Origin of the sequence: Kribbella sindirgiensis, from assembly GCF_004331435.1 — a bacterium.
In the GTDB taxonomy this organism is placed as follows: domain Bacteria; phylum Actinomycetota; class Actinomycetes; order Propionibacteriales; family Kribbellaceae; genus Kribbella; species Kribbella sindirgiensis.
Map to the genome: position 1 here is coordinate 471,788 of NZ_SJKA01000003.1, position 18,812 is coordinate 490,599.

Consider the following 18,812-nt stretch of genomic DNA (forward strand, 5'->3'; position numbering starts at 1 on the left):
ATCGTGGCCTTTGCACCCGTGCGGCGAGATGCCGTGCCGAGTGCCCCGCAGTAGGCGCTGGGCCGTCAGGCATGCCCTACAGTCCGACAATCTCTTCGGCGAGGATCTCCGGGTACTCGAGTGGCGCGTAGTGGCCGGCGCCGGCGACGTGCCGCAGGCGGACGTCGCTGAAGAAGTCGTCCACCCGGTCGGACCAGGCCCGCGGGAACAGCGGGTCGAACTCCGGCCACAGGACCACCGTCGGTACGGCGATCCGGTCGTACGACGGCGGCGCCGTCTCGGCCGCCGACACCGCGACCGAACCCGCTCCCGCCCGGTACCACTGGATCGACGCCGTGAACGCGCCCGGCGCCGAGTAGACCTCGACCAGGTGATCCAGCTCCGGCTCGAACCCCGGCCCGGACCAGTGCGTCCAGAAATGCCGCAGGTACGAACGGACCGCGGCCGGGTTTCCGTCGATCAACTCCTCGATCACCGGCAGCCGATGGAACGCCTGGTACCAGAACTCCGCCTGTGCCTGCTCGGAAAACACCCGCTTTCCGATCCCCGGCAGCGGCGGCGCCACCACCAGGCCCTCGATCAGGTCGGGCCGCGTCCGCGCGATCCCCTGCGCGATCCGGCTCCCGATGTCGTACCCGGCGAGCACAGGACGCTCCAGCCCGAGCTCCTCCACCAGCGCCACCACGCTCTTCGCCTGCGCATCCACGCCGTACTGCTTCGGATCCGTGGACAGGCTGTCCGACTCGCCGAATCCGCGCAGATCCGGCACCACCACCTCGCACCCGCGCTCCACCAGCAACGGGGCGAGCAGCCTGTGATCGGTGCGGTCTCCAGGCCAGCCGTGCAGGAGAACGACCGCGGGGCCTTCGCCGTCCCGGTCGTACGCCAGCCTGAACCCGTCGACCTCCGCGCTGAGCTCCATGCCGTTCATTGTTGACCACCGCACCGGCCAGGCCTACCGTGTTGAACAGGACTGAACAGGTTCTTCGAGGAGCCGATATGACCGACCAGGTCGAGGGGCAGCAGACCCGCGCGCTCGCGGTGGAGAGCAACGGGCTGAACGTGATCGCGGACGCGGACCGGAAGGGCCGTCCGAACCAGTTGTTCTGGCCGTGGTTCGGCGCCAACGTGTCGGTGCTGGGACTGAGCTACGGCGCGTTCGCGCTCGGGTTCGGCATCTCGTTCTGGCAGGCGGTGATCGCCGGGCTGATCGGGGTGGTGTTCTCGTTCCTGCTCTGCGGGCTGATCGCGCTCGCCGGAAAACGTGGTTCGGCGCCGACGATGGTGCTCAGCCGGGCCGCGTTCGGAATCCGCGGAAACAAGTTGCCGTCACTCGTTTCCTGGCTGCTGACCGTCGGCTGGGAGACCGTGCTGACGATCCTCGCGACACTGGCCACGGCCACCGTTTTCGAGCGGCTCGGCTGGGGCGGCGGCACGCTGACCAAGGTGATCGCGCTGCTCGTGGTCGGTCTGCTCACGGTCGCCTGCGGCGTCCTCGGGTTCGACCTGATCATGCGGGCGCAAACGGTGATCACGATCGTCACCGGCGTACTCACCGTCGTGTACATCGTGCTGGTCGCCGACCAGATCCACTGGAGCACCGTCTCCGCGCTGCCGAGCGGGTCCGCGCAGGCGGTGATCGGCGCGCTGGTGTTCCTGATGACGGGCTTCGGGCTCGGCTGGGTGAACGCGGCCGCGGACTACTCGCGGTACCTGCCGCGCCGGTCGTCGAGCGGCGGCGTCGTCGGCTGGACCACCTTCGGAGGTTCGCTGGCTCCCGTCGTACTGCTCGTGTTCGGTCTGCTGCTCGCGGGATCGTCGGAGGAGCTGAGTACGGCGATCGGCGCCGACCCGATCGGAGCGCTCGCGGAGGCGTTGCCGACGTGGTTCCTGGTGCCGTTCGTGATCGTGGCGGTGCTCGGGCTGGTGGGCGGCGCCGTCCTGGACATCTACTCGTCCGGGCTCGCGCTGCTCTCGCTCGGGCTGCCGGTGAAACGGTACGTCGCGGCGTTCATCGACGGTGTGGTGATGATCGCGGGGACCGTGTACGTGGTGTTCTACGGCGGCGAGTTCCTCGCGCAGTTCCAAGGGTTCCTGATCACGCTCGGCGTACCGATCGCAGCCTGGTGCGGGATCATGCTCGCCGACATCGTGTCCCGGCGGCGCGACTACGCGGAGGACGACCTCTACCTTCCGACCGGCCGGTACGGCGACGTGCGGTGGCTGCCGGTGGTGACGATGGCCGTTGCCACCGGCATCGGGTGGGGACTCGTCACGAACACGCTGGCGTCGTGGCTGACCTGGCAGGGGTACCTGCTCGACGCGTTCGGTCTGGGCGGCAAGGAAGGCGCGTGGGCGTACGCGAACCTCGGCGTACTCGTGGCGCTGGTGCTCGGCTTCGTCGTGCAGTGGTTCGGCGGACGGTCCGCCGTACGGCGTCAGGAGGCCTGATGGTGCTGGCGCTGATCGACCTGCAGCGGATCTTCGCGGATCCGGCGTCCGGCTGGGCGACTCCGGATTTCCAGCGGGTCGTCGAGCCGGCCCGGGAGCTCATCAAGCTGTTCACGCCCGAGGTGGTGTTCACGCGGTTCGTCGCGCCGGAACACGTTTTCGGTGCCTGGGCCGGCTACTACGAACAGTTTCCGTTCGCGCTGCAGCCGCCGGACTCCGAGGACTATCAGCTGGTCGACGAGTTCAAGGGGGCTCCAACTCTCGACAAGACCACGTTCGGTGCCTGGGGCCCCGAGCTGGCGGCGCGGGCCGACGGGCGGCTGGTGCTCGCCGGGGTGGCGACCGACTGCTGCGTGATCAGTACGGCGCTTTCCGCGGTGGACGCCGGCGTACAGGTCCAGGTCGTCGAGGAGGCGTGCGCCGGGTCGACCACGGAGAACCACGACAAGGCGATCGACCTGATGCGGCTGTACGCGCCGATGCTGGAGATCGTGAGCGTGGAGCAGTTGCGATGATGCGGCGGATCTCCCTGAAACACGAGCGGATCGCACGAGTGCTCGCGCGGGAGATCAAGTCCGGCGTCGTACGGCGGGGCACGCAGCTGCCCGGTGAGGTCGAGCTGGCGAAACGGTTCGCGGTCAGCCGGAACACGGTCCGCGCCGCGCTCGCCGTACTCGCCGAGGACGAGCTGATCGCCACGCACACCGGCAAGGGTTCGTACGTGCTGTTCGACGGGCGGCCGCTCGACGGGCGGCTCGGGTGGACGCACGCATTGTCCGAGCAGGGTGTGGAGACCTGGATGCGGACTGTGCGGATCGAGCTGGACGAGGATCCCGCGCTGGCCGCCCGGCTCGGTCTGCCGTCGCCCGAGGTGGTCGTGATCGAGCGGGTCCGGCAGCTGACGGACGGTACGGCGATCTCGCTCGAGCGCAGCCGGGTGCCGGCGATCGAGGCGCTCCGGGACCTGCCCGAACGCGGGCTGGACAACGGGTCGATCAGCGTCACACTGAACCGCGCCGGCCTGTACCTCGACCACTGCGAGCAGCGTCTCCGCGGCCGCCCCCTCACGCCCGTCGAGGCCGGCCACCTGGAGCGCCCGGCCGGCACCTGGTTCCTGCACACCACCCGCACCAGCTGGACCGCCACCGACACCTTCGCCGAACACGCCGACGAACTCCTCGACCCCACCCACTACGAACTCAACCTCACCTACCGCAGCTGACCTAGGGAGTCTGTTGCCTGGGGCATAGGGAGTTGTGCTGATGTGGGGGCCTTCCTCAGGGGCGCACTGTCTTCTCATCGACAGGAGCTCGGAGGACATCATGTTTGTTTACTCGACTGACGCGGTGCGGGCGGAGATGCGGTACCGGCAGGAGAAGATTCGGCGGGACTTCCAGCGGCCGCTGTGGTTCCTGCCGAAGCGTGCGCCGCAGCCACCGCAGCCCTGCGCGCCCGAGCTGCGGGCCCGTCCCGCGATGTGACCGCACGATCACCGCCCCAGACCCCTCCCCCACGGCGCGGCCGGCTCTTCGGAGCCGGTCGCGCCACCGTCATGTCAGGGGCTCCTAAGACCCCCTCAGGACACCTAGGTACCGCCTACCGGCGGGGATAGGGAGGACTTCCGATGTGCGGGTCCTCCTCAGACGAGCAGATTTACACCTGTCGGCAGGCAGCCGGCACCAGCAAACGGAGGAACACATGTTCAGCAACGCATCGGTCAAGGCCGAGGTCGACTACCGCAGGGAGCGCCTCAGCCGCGACTTCCGGCAGACGCAGGGTGCACAGCGCACCCGGAGCCGCCGGACCATCAGCCACCTGTTCGGCCGGAAAGCCTGAAGGGAGGGAAAACCATGATGATCAACATGCCACTGACCCCGGACGCCGTGAAGGCGGAGTCCGCGTACCGGCTGGAGCGCGCGAAGCGTGACTTCCGGGTCGCGAACCGCCGGCAGCGCAAGGAGCGGACCGAGCAGTCCGAGCAGTCCGGGCCGCGCCACGCCCTCCGACCCCGCCCGGCCGCATGACCGCCGAAACCGCCGTCCCTGATCGAGAACTCGTGATCAGGGACGGCGTTTCTGCGCCTGGGAGAAAGCCCGGGAAGGCTCAGCGGACGGGATACCGTCGATTTGTGTCGGCACCAGGGGCGAAGATGGACGACGTGCCCTGGAACTCGACACCTCTCGTCGGCCGCTCATCCGAGATGGCCACTCTGCTCAGCGCCGTGGACGACGCCAAGACGCGCCGCGCCGGCGCCGTGCTGCTGTCCGGTGACGCCGGCGTCGGCAAGACCCGGTTACTGGACGAGGTGGCGACCGGCGCGCACGAGCGCGGGTTCGGCGTCCTGGTCGGGCACTGCACCGACTTCGGCGACGCCGGCCTGCCGTACCAGCCGTTCTCGGAGATCTTCGGCCGGCTGGCCGGCGACCGCCCCGACCTGGTCGAGGGCGTGCTGACGAACTTCCCGGCGATCGGCCGGCTGCTGCCGGCGCACCGCCTGCTGAGCGCCCAGCCGGCGCCGCAGGAGGGTCAGCTCGACCGGGCAGCCCTGTTCGACGCCGTCCTCGGCGCGTTCACCGCCCTCGCCACGAGTGAGCCGCAGCTGGTCATCATCGAGGACGCCCACTGGGCCGACGACTCGACGCGGGACCTGATCGGTTTCCTGATCACCCGGCTGACCTCGCAACGCCTGGCCCTCGTGGTGTCGTACCGCAGCGACGACCTGCACCGCAGGCACCCGCTGCGCCGCCCGATCGCCGAGTGGTCCCGCAACCCCCGCGTCCGTCGCGTCAATCTGCTCCCCCACGACGCCGACGAGGCCCGCACCCTGCTGCACCTGCTGCTCACGGACCCGCTGTCCCCCGCGGAGGAGCGCCGCATCCTCGAGCGTGCCGGCGGCAACGCGTTCTTCACCGAGGAGCTCGCGGCCGCCGCCTCGATGGGTGACGGCGACGCCGTACCGCCCGATCTCGCCGATCTGTTGCTGGTCCGCCTCGACCCGCTGTCCGACGAGGCCCGCCAGGTCGCCCGGGTGATCGCGGTCGCCGGGCGTCGCGTTCCGCACGACCTGCTGACCGCCGTCGCCAAGCTGCCGGACCGCGAGCTCGACGACGCCCTGCGCGAGCTGATCGACGCCCACATCATCGACGTACCGACCAGCGACCGGTACTACTTCCGTCACGCCCTGCTGGCCGAGGCCGTGTACGACGACCTGCTGCCGGGTGAGCGGGTTCGCCAGCACGCGGCGTACGTGCAGGAGCTGGAGAGTCAGACCGTCGCGGGCACCGCGGCCGAGCTGGCCGGGCACGCCACCCGGTCCCACGACCTGGCGACGGCGTTCGAGGCCCGGGTCAGGGCCGGTCAGGAAGCGCTGTCGGTCGCCGCGCCGCAGGAGGCGCTGAAGCACTACGAGATGGCCCTGGAGCTGTTCCCGAACGCCGCGCCGACGAGCACGATCGACAAGACCTGGCTGATCGTCGACACGGCGATGGCGGCCACCCTGTCCTCACAGCACCTGCGCGCCGTCAAGCTGCTCCGGAAGGCACTGGTCGACCTGCCGCCCGACGCGCCGAAGCTGCAGCGGGCCGAGCTCCTGCTGCCGCTGGCGGACATCGCTCTGGTCATCGATCAGGACAGCGAGGCGAGCGAGGCGATCTCGCAGGCGCTCAAGCTGGTCCAGGACGAGCCGGCGAGCGTGTTCAAGGCGCAGGTCGCGTCGCTGTACGCCCGCGTGTCCGACGCGCTCGGCCGCCCGATGGACGCGGAGCGCTGGGCTCACAAGGCGCTCGAGATCGCCCGCGAGGCCGGTCAGGAGTCCGCGGCCAGCGACGCCGGGATCACGTTGGCCCAGCTGCGTCGCCGGGCCGGCGATCCGGAGACCGCCGCGAAGCAGCTCGAGGAGGCCGCCGTACGGGCGCAGCTCACCGGCGACTCTCCCGCCGAGGTGCGGAGCCGGTTCCTGCTCGGGTCGACGCACTACGAGCAGGGCGACCTGCTGAACGCGAAGGCCGCGCTGTCGTTCGCGGCGAAGCGAGCCGGTGAGCTCGGGCGGCAGTGGGCCGCGTACGGGTTCGACGCGCGCCGGATGCTGGCGCTGACCCAGTTCATGCTCGGCGAATGGGACGACGCGGCGGCGACCGCCCGGACCGACGCGATGACGCCGGCGGCGGCCGCGGCGGCGTTGCGGGCGGTGGACTTCTCGGTCCGCAGCGGGCGGGGTGACACGGCGGTCGCGGAGGAGTTCGAGCTGTCCCGGAAGTGGTGGGACCTCGACGTGATGCTGCCGATCATCGGGTTGCAGCCGGCCGTCGACGCGTACCGGATGCTCGACAAGCCGGCCGAGGCGGAGAAGCTGATCGCGGACGTGTCCGCGCTGTGCGCCGACGTGTTCCAGACCGAATGGTTCTACGCGCGGATCCGGTTCTCGGCCCTCGGGCTGCAACTGCTCTGCCACCGCGCCGTCAGTGAGCCGTCGGCCGCTGCCGAGCTGGTCGCGCGCGGTGCGGAGCTGCTCAACCTCGGGCAGGCGACCGCAGAGAAGGGACTGCCGCCGGGGCGGCTGATGGGTGTCGAGGGTCTCGCCTGGATCGCGCGGCTGGAGTCGGAGTGGGACCGGCTGCGGTGGCTGGCCGGGATCGACGCGCCGACGCCGGAGGAGCATGTCGCTGCGTGGCAGCGGACGACGGACGCGTTCGGCTACGGGTACGTGTACGAGCAGGCCTGGTCGCGGGTCCGCCTGTCGGCCGCGCTCCGCGCCGCGGGCCGGGTCGCCGAGGCGAACGAACAGACCGCGCTGGCGGCCGACGTCGGCCGGGAGCTGAACTCGCGTCCCCTGCTGGAAGAGGCCGGCGGGGTCGTCAACAACGGCGGTGCCAGTGCGTTGACGTCGCGAGAGACCGAAGTACTGCGGTTGCTCGCGGAGGGACGGACCAACCGGCAGCTGGCGCGGGAGCTGTACATCAGCGAGAAGACCGTCAGCGTGCACGTGTCGAACATCCTCGCGAAGCTCGGCGTCCGCTCCCGCACGGAAGCAGCCGCGGTCGCTCGCCGCGACGGGCTCCTCGACGGGGACTGACCGACGGGGACTGAGCCGCTAGCCGTGTTTGCGGTGCGGGGCGTCGGCTTCGGTCTGCAGGTGCCGGGCCCGGGCGCGGGCCAGATCGTCACCCACCGGAGCCGCTTCGGTGGTGGGCCGGTCGAGTTCGGTGATGTCGTCGAAGACCTTGCGGGCGTGCCGCATCCGCGCTGCGGCCAGCAGCACGATCCCGGCCGCAGTGAGGGCAATCAATACCCACAGTTGCCACGACATAGCCTCACCGCCTGGTACTCGCCCCGTTCCCCCGCGTAATCACCATAGCTCCGATGTCGGCGCTTGGCGACCAGGTGTACGCATACCGTCATCCCAGCGCTTGAAATTCACGTTTTGTTGCTCATTGCAAACACATACGGTGATCGGGCAACAAGTCCGGACCGGCGAGAAGCGACTACTTTCAGTGATTACGCGGCTGTCTTCACCTACCACCACGCCGCAGGTTGGCCCTCCTGCTACTGGCGGCCTTGTCGATCTTCCTTGCCTGCGCGCCTGTCGCGGCCCTGTTGGCGGGGTTGCGAGACTGTCGCACGGCCCCATCGAGGATCTGCTTGCTTACCTCCATGTCGCTCTTCCTCGGGCGCTTGTTCGGATCAGCCTTTGCCATGCTCGAGTTCCTTCCGGAGTGCCGCAGTCGGGTTGAGCGAGCCCAGGAGGGCTCCTCAAGTCGACGCTCCTCGGGACGGCGCGGTTCCCTCCGACTCAGGACACTAGGTCCAGCGGAGTACACCCTTGCGGTACGCGTACAACAGGCCGACCGCGACGAACGCCAGGAAGACGAACATCTCGATCAGGGTCGCGACGCCGAGGGTCGCGAAGATCGTCGCCCACGGGAACAGGTAGATCGCGTCGACCGCGAAGATCACGTAGAGGTACGCGAACAGGTAGTACCTGATGTGGACCTGGGCCCAGCCCTCGCCGACCGGGTCGACGCCCGACTCGTACGTCTTCAGCTTGCCCTCGGTCGGATAGGTGACCGTCAGCGCCTTGTTCAGCGCGAACGCGCCGAGCAGCCCGACGAGGCCGAGCGCGACCACCGCGGCGATGACGCCATAGCTGTCCGACACGGGTGGCAGTCTAGTTCGTGCAGAGCAGGAGCGAGTCGATCGAGACGTACGGGCCGTAGCCGGAGCGGACGTCGGCGACCTGGAGGCGCAGGCGGGTGACGCCGGTGATGTCGTAGTTCAACCAGGTCTCGGTCTCCTGCGTCATCCGGACCGAGGTCAGCGCCGTCGTCGAGTTGTGCAGTGACACCCGGACCAGCCCGTCGGTGAGGTTGCCGAGCCAGTTCCGCGAGTACCGGCATCCGGTCGCGTCGACGTCACCCCAGACGTACCCGCCCTGGTTCGCCAGCAGGTCCGCCTCGGACCGTCGCGGTCCCTCGGCGGGCGGTACGACGGTGAACTTCGGCTGACCTGCCCCGCCCGCGGCCAGCAGCCCCTTCTTGAACATCCCTCGCCACACGTAGTGCTTGAAGCTGATCATCGGCGAGATCGCGGCGGCGTACGGCGCCTGCGGGCCGATCGCGATCCGGTACGTCCGGACCGACCCGGGCTGCACGGTGGTGATCGTCACGCTGCCGCCCGACGAGTACCCGTGCGCGACCTCCTGCCAGCGCTTCAGCGACGGGATCCACTGGTGCAACGGGATCCTGGTCCCCGTGGCAGGGGCCGGCGAGAGCGTTCCGACGACCGTGATCACGCCCTTGGTGGCATCCGTCGTACGGATGCTGTAGATCTTCGCGGTCCGCGCCGGCGACGGGACCGCGGACGCGATCGGCACCGCGCAGCCCAGCATCAGCACGGTCAGCAGTCCGATCAGCACACGGCGCATGAAGCAACTCCCTGAATCCACAGCAGGATGACGCCACCCTGCCGGTTCTCACTCCGGATCGCAAGCGAGCGCTTGCACACGGTGATACCGGCCGGTTCGGCCACTACACGGCCGGATCACCTTTTAACACCGCGTCCCAGGCTGTGGACCACCGGGGCTTCCGCATGATTCCGTACTAAGGGCGAACTAATATTGGGGTTATCGCCCTGACGGGGGGATCGACGTGTCGCTCACAAGGCGGCCGGCCGACCCAAGCTTCGACTTGGAGATGAACAGAACAGTGACCATCGAGGTCAAGCAGCTCGACCGCGTGGTGATCCGCTTCGCCGGCGACTCCGGCGACGGGATGCAACTCACGGGGGACAGGTTCACAGCGGAAACGGCGTCGTTCGGCAACGATCTGTCGACACTGCCCAACTTCCCCGCCGAGATCCGGGCACCAGCCGGAACCCTGCCGGGAGTGTCGTCCTTCCAGCTCCACTTCGCCGACCACGACATCCTCACGCCGGGTGATGCGCCCGATGTGCTGATCGCCATGAATCCGGCGGCGCTGAAGGCGAACCTCAAGGACGTGCCGCGGGGCCGGACCCTGATCGTCGACACCGCGGACTTCACCGCGCGCAACCTGAAGCGGATCGGGTACGACGAGAACCCGCTGGAGACCGGCGAGCTCGACGGCTACCACGTGGTCCCGCTGAACCTGACCGGCATGACGGTCGAGTCGGTCAAGGAGTTCGGGCTGTCCCGCAAGGACGCGTCCCGGGCGAAGAACATGTACGCGCTCGGTCTGGTGTCCTGGCTGTTCCAGCGGCCGGTCGAGTCGACGATCTCGTTCCTGGAGACCAAGTTCGCGTCGAAGCCGGACATCCGGGACGCGAACATCGCGGCCTTCCGCGCGGGCTACAACTTCGGTGAGACCGCCGAGGAGTTCTCGGTCCGGTACGAGGTGAAGCCGGCCAGCATGGCCGCCGGCACCTACCGGAACATCTCCGGCAACCTCGCGCTGGCGTACGGCCTGGTGGCGGGCGCCCAGCGGGCCGGCTTGCCGATGGTCCTCGGTGCGTACCCGATCACGCCGGCGTCCGACGTACTGCACGAACTGTCCAAGCTCAAGCGGTTCAACGTCACCACGATCCAGGCCGAGGACGAGATCGCCGGGGTCGGCGCCGCCCTGGGCGCGTCGTTCGGCGGTGCGCTCGGCGTCACCACGTCGTCCGGTCCCGGGATCAGCCTGAAGTCCGAGACGATCGGTCTCGGCGTGATGCTCGAGCTGCCGCTGGTGGTCTGCGACATCCAGCGCGCAGGGCCCTCGACGGGGATGCCGACCAAGACCGAGCAGGCCGACCTGCTGCAGGTCATGTTCGGCCGGAACGGCGAGGCGCCGCTGCCGGTGCTCGCCGCCCAGTCCCCCGCGGACTGCTTCGCGATCGCGGTCGAGGCTGCCCGGATCGCGGTCACCTACCGCACACCGGTGATCGTGCTGTCCGACGGCTACCTGGCGAACGGTTCCGAGCCGTGGAAGATCCCGGTCATCGAGGACCTGCCGACGATCGACCCGAACTTCACCACCGCGCCGAACGCACCCGACGGCAAGTACCTGCCGTACGAGCGTGACCCGGAGACCCTCGCCCGGGCCTGGGCGATTCCGGGGACGGCGGGTCTGGACCACCGGATCGGTGGTCTGGAGAAGGAGGACAAGACCGGGAACATCTCCTACGACCCGGCCAACCACGACCTGATGATCCGCACCCGTCAGGCGAAGGTCGACGGGATCGACGTCCCGGCCGTGGAGGTCGACGACCCGGACGGTACGGCGAAGGTCCTGGTGCTCGGGTGGGGTTCGACGTACGGCCCGATCGGCGCCGCGGTCCGCCGGGTCCGCAAGGTCGGCGGCAAGATCGCGCAGGCGCACCTGCGGCACCTGAACCCGTTCCCGGCCAACCTCGGCGACGTGCTGATGTCGTACGACAAGGTGCTGGTGCCGGAGATGAACCTCGGCCAGCTGGCGATGCTGCTGCGCGCCAAGTACCTGGTCGACGTGGTCTCGTACGCCCAGGTCCGCGGTATGCCGCTCGGCGCCGCGGAACTCGCCGAGGTGATCGGCAACCTGGTCGAGGAGACCGAAGGCATCGACGACGACGCCCGCCACCTGGGCGCGGCCGCGGCCGCCGTCAAGCACGGCGAAGCACTGGTGGCCGAACAGAACGGTCATCTCAAGACGGAAGGTGCACGATGAGCGCCGTAGAGCTCGGTATGCCGAGCCTGCCGCACGGTCTGCAGGGCGTGCCGGCCGCGACCGAGCCGCAGAACCGCAAGGAGTACGTGTCGGACCAGGAGGTGCGCTGGTGCCCCGGGTGCGGTGACTACGCCGTACTCGCGGCCTTCCAGGGCTTCCTGCCCGAGCTCGGGATCAAGCGCGAGAACGTCGCGATGGTCTCCGGGATCGGCTGCTCGTCACGCTTCCCGTACTACCTGTCGACGTACGGCATGCACTCGATCCACGGCCGCGCGCCGGCGATCGCGACCGGGCTCGCGACGGCCCGGCCGGACCTGAGCGTGTGGGTGGTCACCGGTGACGGCGACGCGCTGTCGATTGGCGGCAACCACCTGATCCACACCCTGCGGCGGAACGTGAACCTGAAGATCCTGCTGTTCAACAACCGGATCTACGGCCTCACCAAGGGGCAGTACTCGCCGACCTCGGAGCCGGGCAAGGTGACGAAGTCGACGCCGATGGGCTCGGTGGACAACCCGTTCAACCCGGTCTCGCTGGCGCTCGGCGCGGAGGCGACGTTCGTGGCGCGGACGGTCGACTCCGACCGCAAGCACCTCACCTCGGTCCTGCGGGCCGCGGCCGAGCACCGCGGTACGGCGTTCGTGGAGATCTACCAAAACTGCCCGATCTTCAACGACAACGCGTTCGAGGCGTTCAAGGACCCGGAGACCCGGGACGACGCGATCATCCCGCTGGTGCACGGCGAGCCGATCCGGTTCGGCACCGACGGGCATCTCGGCGTGGTCCGCGACGGCTTCGCGTCACTGGCGGTCCGCGAGGTCGCGGACCTGCCCGGCGGCGAGTCCGACCTGGTCGTTCACGACGCGCACACCGAGGACCCGGCGTACGCGTTCGCCCTGTCCCGGCTGACCGACGGCGGTGTCCTGCACCAGGCCCCGATCGGCGTCTTCCGCTCCGTCGACCGCCCGGCGTACGACGACCTGGTCCGCCAGCAGATCACCACCGCCCAAGAAGCCCAGGGCCCCGGCGACCTGCAGTCGCTGGTCACCGGCGCAGACACCTGGACGGTGAACTAGAGCAGCTCCAGCAAGCCCTGCCCGGCCGCGCGGTCCAGATGTTGCGCGGTCAGGCCGGCTGCTCGTGCGGCCACGACGTCGAGCTCCAGGTTGTCGCCGACCATCATCGTCTCGCTCGGCTCGACGCCCAGAGCTTCGCAGACACGCCGGTAGGCGCGCGGGTCGGGCTTGCTGACACCGAGTTCTTCCGAGGTGCAGACCACGTCGATCAGGTCGGCGAGTCCGATCGCCCGCAGTTTCGCGTTCTGCTGCTTGGTACTTCCGTTGGTGAGCACCCCGATCCGCCAGCCGTTGCTGCGGGCAACTTCCAGGGCGGGGCGCGCGTCCGGGTACGCGATCCAGTTGTTCGTGTACTGCGTGAGGTACCCCGTGAACACCTCGTCGAGCTCGGCGTCGGTCGCCGGGACCGGGAGACCGAGCACCGGAAGAAACGCCCGCAACCGCCCCCGCCGCTGCCCCTGATGCGTGATCTCCCCCGCCAGGAACCGGCCGAACTGGTCCTCCTCGATCACGAACCACTCGGCGACCAGCTCGTCCGTCGGCGTGATCCCGAGCTCAGTCACCCAACTCCGAAGCCCCGCCACAGCACACCCGGTGTGATCGAACAACGTGTTGTCCAGATCGAACACAACCGCCTTCACAGCCCAACGTCCTTGTTGCTTGGCGCCCACGGGTCAGCCAGGTTCTGGTCAATCAGCTGCCGGTCGGACTGCCAACGCCCATCGGTACGCCGACGCAAAACGTCGGCGATCCCGTCGCGGCTGTTGGTGTCATGATCCTTGTCAGCCACCAGCCCTCCTCCGCCTTCCAATGTCCGCCGCTGTCCATTTGTGCAGGTCGACAGTACATATACGTCCACTGTCAGGCGAGTCGTCCTGCCACCCGGTGCGCGGTCGCGGGTAATAGACATATACGTACTGTCGACCTGCAGCTTTACGCGCGGACTACCGAGTCGCGGTTGAGTTCGCGGTGGTTGGCGTAGCCGGAGAGGGCGAGGGTCAGGTCGAGTTCGGCCAGGAAGCAGCGGAGGACGTGTTCGACGCCTGCTTGGCCGGCGAGGGCCAGGCCGTAGAGGAGGGGGCGGCCCAGGAGGATCGCCTTGGCGCCGAGGGCGAGGGCCTTGGCCGCGTCGGCGCCGGTGCGTACGCCGGAGTCGAACAGGATCGTGAGCTGCTCGCCGACCGCGTCCGCGATCGCCGGCAGTGCGTCCAGGGACGCGATCGCGCCGTCGACCTGGCGGCCGCCGTGGTTCGAGACGACGAGACCGTCCACGCCGTGCTCGGCCGCGAGCTTGGCGTCCTCGACGTGGGTGATGCCCTTGAGCACGATCGGGCCGTCCCAGTTGTCGCGCAGGAACGACAGGTCGTCCCAGGACAGGCCGACATTCGGGAACATCTGCGCCCAGTGCATCACCGCCGCGCCGGGATCCTCCTCGACCGGTTTGACCAGCTTCGCCCGGAACGCGGGGTCGCTGAAATAGTTCGCCAGCCCCTCGCCCTTCAGGAACGGCAGGAACCCGCGGTCCAGGTCGGCCGGCCGCCAGCCGATCGTCCCGGTGTCCAGGGTGACGACGAGTACGGCGTACCCCGCGGCCTTCGCGCGCTGCAGGAAGCTCAGGCAGACGTCGCGATCGGTCGGGTAGTACAGCTGGAACCACTTGCTCGTCGCCTCGATCTGCTCGATCGCGTGGCTGGCCTGGGTCGAGTGCGTGTACGTCAGGCCGAGGGTGTCCGCGGCGCGCGCGGTCGCCAGTTCGCCGTCCGGGTGCGCGAGGGTCTGTACGCCGATCGGCGCGACCAGGATCGGCGCCGGCATCGCAGTACCGAGGATCGTGCAGGACAGATCGCGTTCGGTGCTGCCGCGGAGCATCCGCGGCACCAGGCGCCAGCGGTCGAACGCGGCCCGGTTGGCCTGTGCGGTCGAGCCTTCGCCGGCGCTCGGCACGACGTACCCCATCGCCTCGGCCGGCAACTTCCCGGCCGCCTGCGCCTCCAGCCGCGCCAGGTCGGTCGTGATCTCCGGCGTCACTCCCTGCAGCATCCCCTGCAGGTAGATCTGCAACTGGTAGTCCCCGAAGTTGGCCATGCCGGATGCTCCCACGCTCCTCCCGTCAGTCGCCAGTGCCGGCACCGGCGACCGGCATTTGGTGGGTGGGCGTCCGAAAGTCTGGGTCAGCGACTGTTATCTCGGTCGCCAACCCTGCATCTCGGACGCCAACCCACCAAATGGTCTCCTCGCCGCCTCGATGCGACAATCACGTGTGACTTCTTCGGTGACTCCTGACACCGCCCGGCACGTCAATCTCGCGTTGTTCGCGCTGGCGACGGGTGGTTTCGCGATCGGGACCACCGAGTTCGTCACGATGGGGCTGCTGCCGCAGATCGCCGACGGGGTGCACATCTCGATCCCGACGGCCGGCCACGTGATCTCGGCGTACGCGCTGGGCGTCGTGGTCGGCGCTCCCGTGATCGCGTCGCTCGGCGCGCGGACCGGGCGGAAGCGGTTGCTGCTCGGGCTGGTGGCGGTGTTCGTGATCGGCAACGTGCTGTCCGCGGTCGCCTCGAGCTACGAGTTCCTGCTGGCCGCGCGGTTCCTGTCCGGTCTGCCGCACGGGGCGTTCTTCGGGATCGGCGCGGTGGTCGGCGCGTCGATGGTCGCACCGGACCGGCGGGCGCGGGCGGTGTCCATGACAATGGTCGGCCTCCCGGTCGCGAACATCATCGGCGTACCGGCGACGACCCTGCTCGGGCAGCGGCTCGGGTGGCAGGTGCCGTTCCTCGCGGTCGGCGTTCTCGGGTTGCTGACGTTGGTCGCGGTCTGGTTCTGGGTGCCGCCGCAGCCGGTCGGGAGCGACGTCAACGTGCGCAGCGAGCTCAGCGCACTGGCCCGGCCGCAGGTGTGGATGGCCCTGCTGGTCGGGATGGTCGGGTTCGGCGGGATGTTCGCGACGTACTCGTACATCACGCCGACGATGACGGAACTGGCCGGTTTCTCCGAGTCCGCCGTGACGATCGTGCTGGGCGTGTACGGCGTGGGCATGACCGCCGGCACCGTCCTCGGCGGGCGTCTCGCCGACCGGTGGCTGATGGGCAGCGTGTACGGCGGACTCGTCGCGGTCGCCGTGGTGCTCGGAACGTTCGGCTGGCTCGCGCAGACCCGGCCGGGCGCGCTGATCGGTGTGTTCGCGATGGGCTGCTCCGCGAGCATCCTGGTGCCGGCGCTGCAGACCCGCCTGATGGACGTCGCGCACGAAGGACAGTCGCTGGCGGCGTCCCTGAACCACTCCACGCTCAACATCGCCAACGCACTCGGCGCCTGGCTCGGCGGCGTCGTACTGGCCGCCGGATACGGCTACGAATGGCCCAGCCGCCTCGGCGCTGCGCTCGCCGTCGCCGGGCTGATCCTGGCCGCGATCTCCGGTCTCATGGAACGACGCGGGTCCACTCAGGTACTTGCCTGAGGGGTTCGTCACCGCCGACTTGGTTAGATCGGGGTATGGCGACCTTGACCTTGGGCGCGGCCGACCTGGTACGGCGGCGTGGGCTGCGGCAGATGCGGTCGGTGGCGTTGGCGCTGCTGGTGCTGGCCGCGGTGATCTACGTGGTGACGCTGCACCGCAGCGGCGGCTGGGGGTACGTGAACGCGGCGGCCGAGGCGGCGATGGTGGGTGCGCTGGCGGACTGGTTCGCGGTGACGGCGCTGTTCCGGCGGCCACTGGGGCTGCCGATCCCGCACACCGCGATCGTGCCGACCCGCAAGGACAGCCTCGCGGAAAGCCTCGAGCAGTTCGTGACGGAAAATTTCCTGTCCGAGGAAGTCGTTTCGGAAAAGATGCGGACGGCGGAGGTCAGCCGGCGGGCCGGTGAATGGCTGGCGGCCGGCAACCACGCCGAGCGGATCGTGGCCGAAGGCGCCCGTACCGTCGGGGCGGCGCTGCCGAAACTCGGCGACGACGATGTGACCGCGTTCGTCAGCGGATCGTTGCTGCCGCGGTTCGCCAAAGAGCCGTTGAGCCCGATCGCCGGGCACTTCGTGGAGTCGGTCGTCGACGACGGCGCCCACCACGCGTTGCTCGACCTGCTGCTGGTGGAAGCGCACGACTGGCTGGCCGACAACCGGGACCTGCTGGCGGATGTCGTCGGACCACGGGCACCGCGGTGGTCACCGCAGTGGGTGGACCGGATGGTGATCGACCGGATCCACCGCGAGGCGCTGACGTGGCTGGCCGACGTACGGGACAACCAGACCCATCCGGCGCGGCGGGCGATCGACCGGCTGCTCGGGCAACTGGCCCACGACCTGCAGCACGACCCGGACACGATGGCGCGGTTCGAGGCGTGGAAGGCGCGGATGCTGACGCATCCGGACATGGGCTCGAGCCTGACCGCGGTCTGGGACGCGATGCGCACCGCCCTGATCGACTCGATCAACGACCCGAACAGCACACTCCGGGCGCGGGGGGTGCGGGCGCTGCAGGAGCTGGGGCAGCGGCTCCAGGACGACGAGGCGCTGCGCGCGAAGGTCGACACCCGCGCGGCTGAGGCCGTCGGGTACGTGGTCCGCACGTACGGCCAGGAGATCGTCTCGGTCATCTCCGACACCATCGAACGCTGGGACGGCCGCGAAGCCGCGGCCCGCATCGAACTCCACGTCGGCCGCGACCTCCAGTTCATCCGCATCAACGGCACCGTCGTCGGGGCTCTGGTCGGCCTGACGATCCACACCGTGAGCCAGCTGCTGTGAACCCGACGTACATCCGGAAGCGGAAACGTCCGGAGGGGTCCGGGTTGTGGGGCGCCTACCTGATCGCGACCGATGCCTTCGGCACCTGGTTCTACACGCCGGCTCGGTCGTTGTTTCGGGCGAACAATGGCGAGTTCTGCGAGATGGCTCAGCTCGGGCCCGGTGGACCGGGTGAGCATTGTGTGCAGCTCGCGCCGCGGGACGGTTGGTGGTTCGCGTACTTCCGCGCGAGCGGGCTCGTTCACGTCGACGTGAGTACGCCGGCCGTGCTCGCCGGGGCGGAGTGGATGTTCGAGGATCTGGAGCTGGATCCCTTCCGGCGGCCGGACGGGACGGTCGGCACCGAAGACTGGGACGAGCTCGCGGAGGCGCATGCGGTCGAGCTGATCAGCGACGTGGAGCGGGACGCGGCCGTGGCCGCCGCTCGTGCTCTGGAGCACGACCTTTCCGCCGGAGTGGAGCCGTTCGGGCGGGTCGGTTGGGACCGGCTGTCGGCGGCGGTAGCACTCGGGCTACCGCCGCTGACCGATTTCGGTGATCGTCCGCTGGACTAGCTTGGGGCAGCTAGATGCCGCAGTTCGGGGCGCTCCAGTAGTTGGTGGTGCGGATGTCCGCGTGGGTGTGGTCGTTGTGGCCGGGGTAGCCGGGGCCGAGGATGCCGCCGAAGCCGTGGTAGCGCGCCTGCTTGGCGAGGGTGCAGAGCGAGTGGACGCCGACCAGGTCCGCGGACCGGCCGTACAGGTGCTGACTGTTGCTGGCGCCGCCGACCTGGCTGTTGCACGAGTAGCTGCGGAAACCGCTGGTGACAGTGAGGGGCTGGTCACCGAGCGCGTGCCGCAGCGCCTCCAGGTGCCACATCGTCTCGAGTGCGTTGGCCTTCGTCGCCGCCTCCGACAGCGGACCGCCGTCGTACCCGGATCCGCCGCAGCCGTCGTCGAGTTCGGCGTACGTGAAGTGGATCGGCGTGCAGTCGTCGTCCTGCAGCGCGTAGATCTTGCTGAACGTGGCCGAACCGGCGACGCCGTCCTGCGTCAGCCCGTAGGCCGCCTGGAATCGTTGCACCGCGGCCTTCGTCGCCGGGCCGAACTCGCCGTCGATCGCCAGGTGCGCGCCGTAGCCGGGGTATCCGGAGACCCGGATCTGCAACTGCCGCACGTCCGCACCGGACATGCCTTGACTGAGCTGGCGACCCCACGTGTAACAGCCGTCCGCATGGGCGACGGTCGTGGCGACGACTTGTGACGCGGTGAGTGTCGCCACGAAGAGCAGCAGTACGGCGAGCAAGCGAGGCAATGGTCGAGTGATGGACATCGGACACCTCCGGGGCGGTGAAGGAATCTGTCCCGGACCAGCATTCCGTCATTTTCCGCCTCTTGGCCAGTACTTG

The 18,812-nt window shown here is 69.1% G+C and carries 20 protein-coding genes; 12 read left to right on the top strand and 8 right to left on the bottom strand.

The window, feature by feature from the left end; translation table 11 throughout:
- Positions 1–76: 76 nt before the first annotated feature.
- Positions 77–922: an alpha/beta fold hydrolase gene (locus E0H50_RS10780; RefSeq protein WP_131286598.1), complete on the bottom strand. Its 846-nt coding sequence runs from the start codon at positions 920–922 to the stop codon at positions 77–79.
- A 77-nt stretch (positions 923–999) separates the two neighbouring features.
- Here E0H50_RS10780 and E0H50_RS10785 point away from each other — a divergent pair, with 77 nt between their 5' ends.
- From E0H50_RS10785 to E0H50_RS10800, 7 genes are all read left to right on the top strand, one after another.
- Entirely contained in the window at positions 1,000–2,451 is a 1,452-nt protein-coding gene (locus E0H50_RS10785; RefSeq protein ID WP_131286600.1) for a purine-cytosine permease family protein, read from the top strand.
- Positions 2,451–2,966 (top strand): cysteine hydrolase family protein, encoded by a 516-nt coding sequence (locus E0H50_RS10790; RefSeq protein WP_131286602.1) that lies wholly within the window; start codon positions 2,451–2,453, stop codon positions 2,964–2,966. The genes E0H50_RS10785 and E0H50_RS10790 overlap by 1 nt, the downstream gene beginning before the upstream one ends.
- A complete protein-coding gene (locus E0H50_RS10795; RefSeq protein ID WP_202868086.1) occupies positions 2,963–3,673 on the top strand; it encodes a GntR family transcriptional regulator in 711 nt (236 codons plus the stop codon). Before E0H50_RS10790 ends, E0H50_RS10795 begins: the two co-directional genes overlap by 4 nt.
- A 100-nt stretch (positions 3,674–3,773) precedes the next feature.
- Complete coding sequence (locus E0H50_RS42835) at positions 3,774–3,932, top strand: hypothetical protein (protein WP_165547056.1); 159 nt, start codon at positions 3,774–3,776, stop codon at positions 3,930–3,932.
- Positions 3,933–4,149: 217 nt separating this feature from the next.
- Entirely contained in the window at positions 4,150–4,287 is a 138-nt protein-coding gene (locus E0H50_RS42840; RefSeq protein ID WP_165547057.1) for a hypothetical protein, read from the top strand.
- Between the two features lie 14 nt (positions 4,288–4,301).
- Positions 4,302–4,475, top strand: a complete 174-nt coding sequence (locus tag E0H50_RS42845) for a hypothetical protein (protein WP_165547058.1) — start codon at positions 4,302–4,304, stop codon at positions 4,473–4,475.
- A gap of 104 nt (positions 4,476–4,579) precedes the next feature.
- On the top strand, positions 4,580–7,522 hold the full coding sequence (locus E0H50_RS10800) for a helix-turn-helix transcriptional regulator (protein ID WP_238150885.1): 2,943 nt from the start codon (positions 4,580–4,582) through the stop codon (positions 7,520–7,522).
- Between the two features lie 18 nt (positions 7,523–7,540).
- Here the strand turns inward: E0H50_RS10800 and E0H50_RS10805 are convergent, their stop codons facing one another.
- The 3 genes from E0H50_RS10805 to E0H50_RS10815 all read right to left on the bottom strand — a co-directional run bounded on the left by E0H50_RS10805 (position 7,541) and on the right by E0H50_RS10815 (position 9,370).
- Positions 7,541–7,756, bottom strand: coding sequence for a hypothetical protein (locus E0H50_RS10805; RefSeq protein ID WP_131286604.1), 216 nt, complete (start codon positions 7,754–7,756; stop codon positions 7,541–7,543).
- A 491-nt stretch (positions 7,757–8,247) separates the two neighbouring features.
- On the bottom strand, positions 8,248–8,604 hold the full coding sequence (locus E0H50_RS10810; RefSeq protein WP_131286606.1) for an NADH-quinone oxidoreductase subunit A: 357 nt from the start codon (positions 8,602–8,604) through the stop codon (positions 8,248–8,250).
- A 10-nt stretch (positions 8,605–8,614) separates the two neighbouring features.
- On the bottom strand, positions 8,615–9,370 hold the full coding sequence (locus E0H50_RS10815) for a hypothetical protein (RefSeq protein WP_131286607.1): 756 nt from the start codon (positions 9,368–9,370) through the stop codon (positions 8,615–8,617).
- A 268-nt stretch (positions 9,371–9,638) separates the two neighbouring features.
- On the opposite strand from E0H50_RS10815, the gene E0H50_RS10820 reads away from it, so the two are divergent.
- Both E0H50_RS10820 and E0H50_RS10825 read left to right on the top strand, forming a co-directional pair.
- A complete protein-coding gene (locus E0H50_RS10820) occupies positions 9,639–11,606 on the top strand; it encodes a 2-oxoacid:acceptor oxidoreductase subunit alpha (RefSeq protein ID WP_238150886.1) in 1,968 nt (655 codons plus the stop codon).
- The gene (locus tag E0H50_RS10825; protein WP_202868087.1) at positions 11,603–12,682 is read left to right on the top strand and encodes a 2-oxoacid:ferredoxin oxidoreductase subunit beta; all 1,080 of its coding nucleotides are present in this window, start codon (positions 11,603–11,605) and stop codon (positions 12,680–12,682) included. The genes E0H50_RS10820 and E0H50_RS10825 overlap by 4 nt, the downstream gene beginning before the upstream one ends.
- Here the strand turns inward: E0H50_RS10825 and E0H50_RS10830 are convergent.
- The 3 genes from E0H50_RS10830 to E0H50_RS10835 form a co-directional block, all read right to left on the bottom strand.
- Entirely contained in the window at positions 12,679–13,353 is a 675-nt protein-coding gene (locus E0H50_RS10830) for an HAD family hydrolase (RefSeq protein ID WP_337590370.1), read from the bottom strand. The two genes, E0H50_RS10825 and E0H50_RS10830, sit on opposite strands and share 4 nt — an antisense overlap.
- Positions 13,320–13,472, bottom strand: a complete 153-nt coding sequence (locus E0H50_RS42850; RefSeq protein WP_165547059.1) for a hypothetical protein — start codon at positions 13,470–13,472, stop codon at positions 13,320–13,322. Before E0H50_RS42850 ends, E0H50_RS10830 begins: the two co-directional genes overlap by 34 nt.
- Positions 13,473–13,615: 143 nt before the next feature.
- Entirely contained in the window at positions 13,616–14,767 is a 1,152-nt protein-coding gene (locus E0H50_RS10835) for an alpha-hydroxy-acid oxidizing protein (RefSeq protein ID WP_131286611.1), read from the bottom strand.
- 187 nt (positions 14,768–14,954) lie between these two features.
- Between E0H50_RS10835 and E0H50_RS10840 the strand changes: the two genes are divergently transcribed.
- Genes E0H50_RS10840 through E0H50_RS10850 form a run of 3 tightly spaced genes read left to right on the top strand, consistent with a single transcriptional unit; the run spans position 14,955 to position 17,979 of the window.
- Positions 14,955–16,142 (top strand): MFS transporter, encoded by a 1,188-nt coding sequence (locus E0H50_RS10840; protein ID WP_238150887.1) that lies wholly within the window; start codon positions 14,955–14,957, stop codon positions 16,140–16,142.
- A 35-nt stretch (positions 16,143–16,177) separates the two neighbouring features.
- Positions 16,178–17,425 carry a DUF445 domain-containing protein gene (locus E0H50_RS10845; RefSeq protein WP_131286615.1) on the top strand — a complete coding sequence of 416 codons (1,248 nt, stop codon included), beginning with the start codon at positions 16,178–16,180 and terminating at the stop codon, positions 17,423–17,425.
- Positions 17,422–17,979: a ribonuclease FAU-1 family protein gene (locus E0H50_RS10850; protein WP_131286617.1), complete on the top strand. Its 558-nt coding sequence runs from the start codon at positions 17,422–17,424 to the stop codon at positions 17,977–17,979. Before E0H50_RS10845 ends, E0H50_RS10850 begins: the two co-directional genes overlap by 4 nt.
- 10 nt (positions 17,980–17,989) lie before the next feature.
- On the opposite strand, the gene E0H50_RS10855 is transcribed toward E0H50_RS10850, so the two are convergent.
- The gene (locus E0H50_RS10855; protein WP_131286619.1) at positions 17,990–18,736 is read right to left on the bottom strand and encodes a D-Ala-D-Ala carboxypeptidase family metallohydrolase; all 747 of its coding nucleotides are present in this window, start codon (positions 18,734–18,736) and stop codon (positions 17,990–17,992) included.
- Positions 18,737–18,812: the final 76 nt, after the last annotated feature.

Coding starts and splice junctions, on each gene's coding strand:
- E0H50_RS10780 (WP_131286598.1), bottom strand. CDS start 922: ATGGAGCTCAGCGCGGAGGTCGACGGGTTCAGGCTGGCGTACGACCGG.
- E0H50_RS10785 (WP_131286600.1), top strand. CDS start 1,000: ATGACCGACCAGGTCGAGGGGCAGCAGACCCGCGCGCTCGCGGTGGAG.
- E0H50_RS10790 (WP_131286602.1), top strand. CDS start 2,451: ATGGTGCTGGCGCTGATCGACCTGCAGCGGATCTTCGCGGATCCGGCG.
- E0H50_RS10795 (WP_202868086.1), top strand. CDS start 2,963: ATGATGCGGCGGATCTCCCTGAAACACGAGCGGATCGCACGAGTGCTC.
- E0H50_RS42835 (WP_165547056.1), top strand. CDS start 3,774: ATGTTTGTTTACTCGACTGACGCGGTGCGGGCGGAGATGCGGTACCGG.
- E0H50_RS42840 (WP_165547057.1), top strand. CDS start 4,150: ATGTTCAGCAACGCATCGGTCAAGGCCGAGGTCGACTACCGCAGGGAG.
- E0H50_RS42845 (WP_165547058.1), top strand. CDS start 4,302: ATGATGATCAACATGCCACTGACCCCGGACGCCGTGAAGGCGGAGTCC.
- E0H50_RS10805 (WP_131286604.1), bottom strand. CDS start 7,756: ATGTCGTGGCAACTGTGGGTATTGATTGCCCTCACTGCGGCCGGGATC.
- E0H50_RS10815 (WP_131286607.1), bottom strand. CDS start 9,370: ATGCGCCGTGTGCTGATCGGACTGCTGACCGTGCTGATGCTGGGCTGC.
- E0H50_RS10820 (WP_238150886.1), top strand. CDS start 9,639: ATGAACAGAACAGTGACCATCGAGGTCAAGCAGCTCGACCGCGTGGTG.
- E0H50_RS10825 (WP_202868087.1), top strand. CDS start 11,603: ATGAGCGCCGTAGAGCTCGGTATGCCGAGCCTGCCGCACGGTCTGCAG.
- E0H50_RS10835 (WP_131286611.1), bottom strand. CDS start 14,767: ATGGCCAACTTCGGGGACTACCAGTTGCAGATCTACCTGCAGGGGATG.
- E0H50_RS10845 (WP_131286615.1), top strand. CDS start 16,178: ATGGCGACCTTGACCTTGGGCGCGGCCGACCTGGTACGGCGGCGTGGG.
- E0H50_RS10855 (WP_131286619.1), bottom strand. CDS start 18,736: ATGTCCATCACTCGACCATTGCCTCGCTTGCTCGCCGTACTGCTGCTC.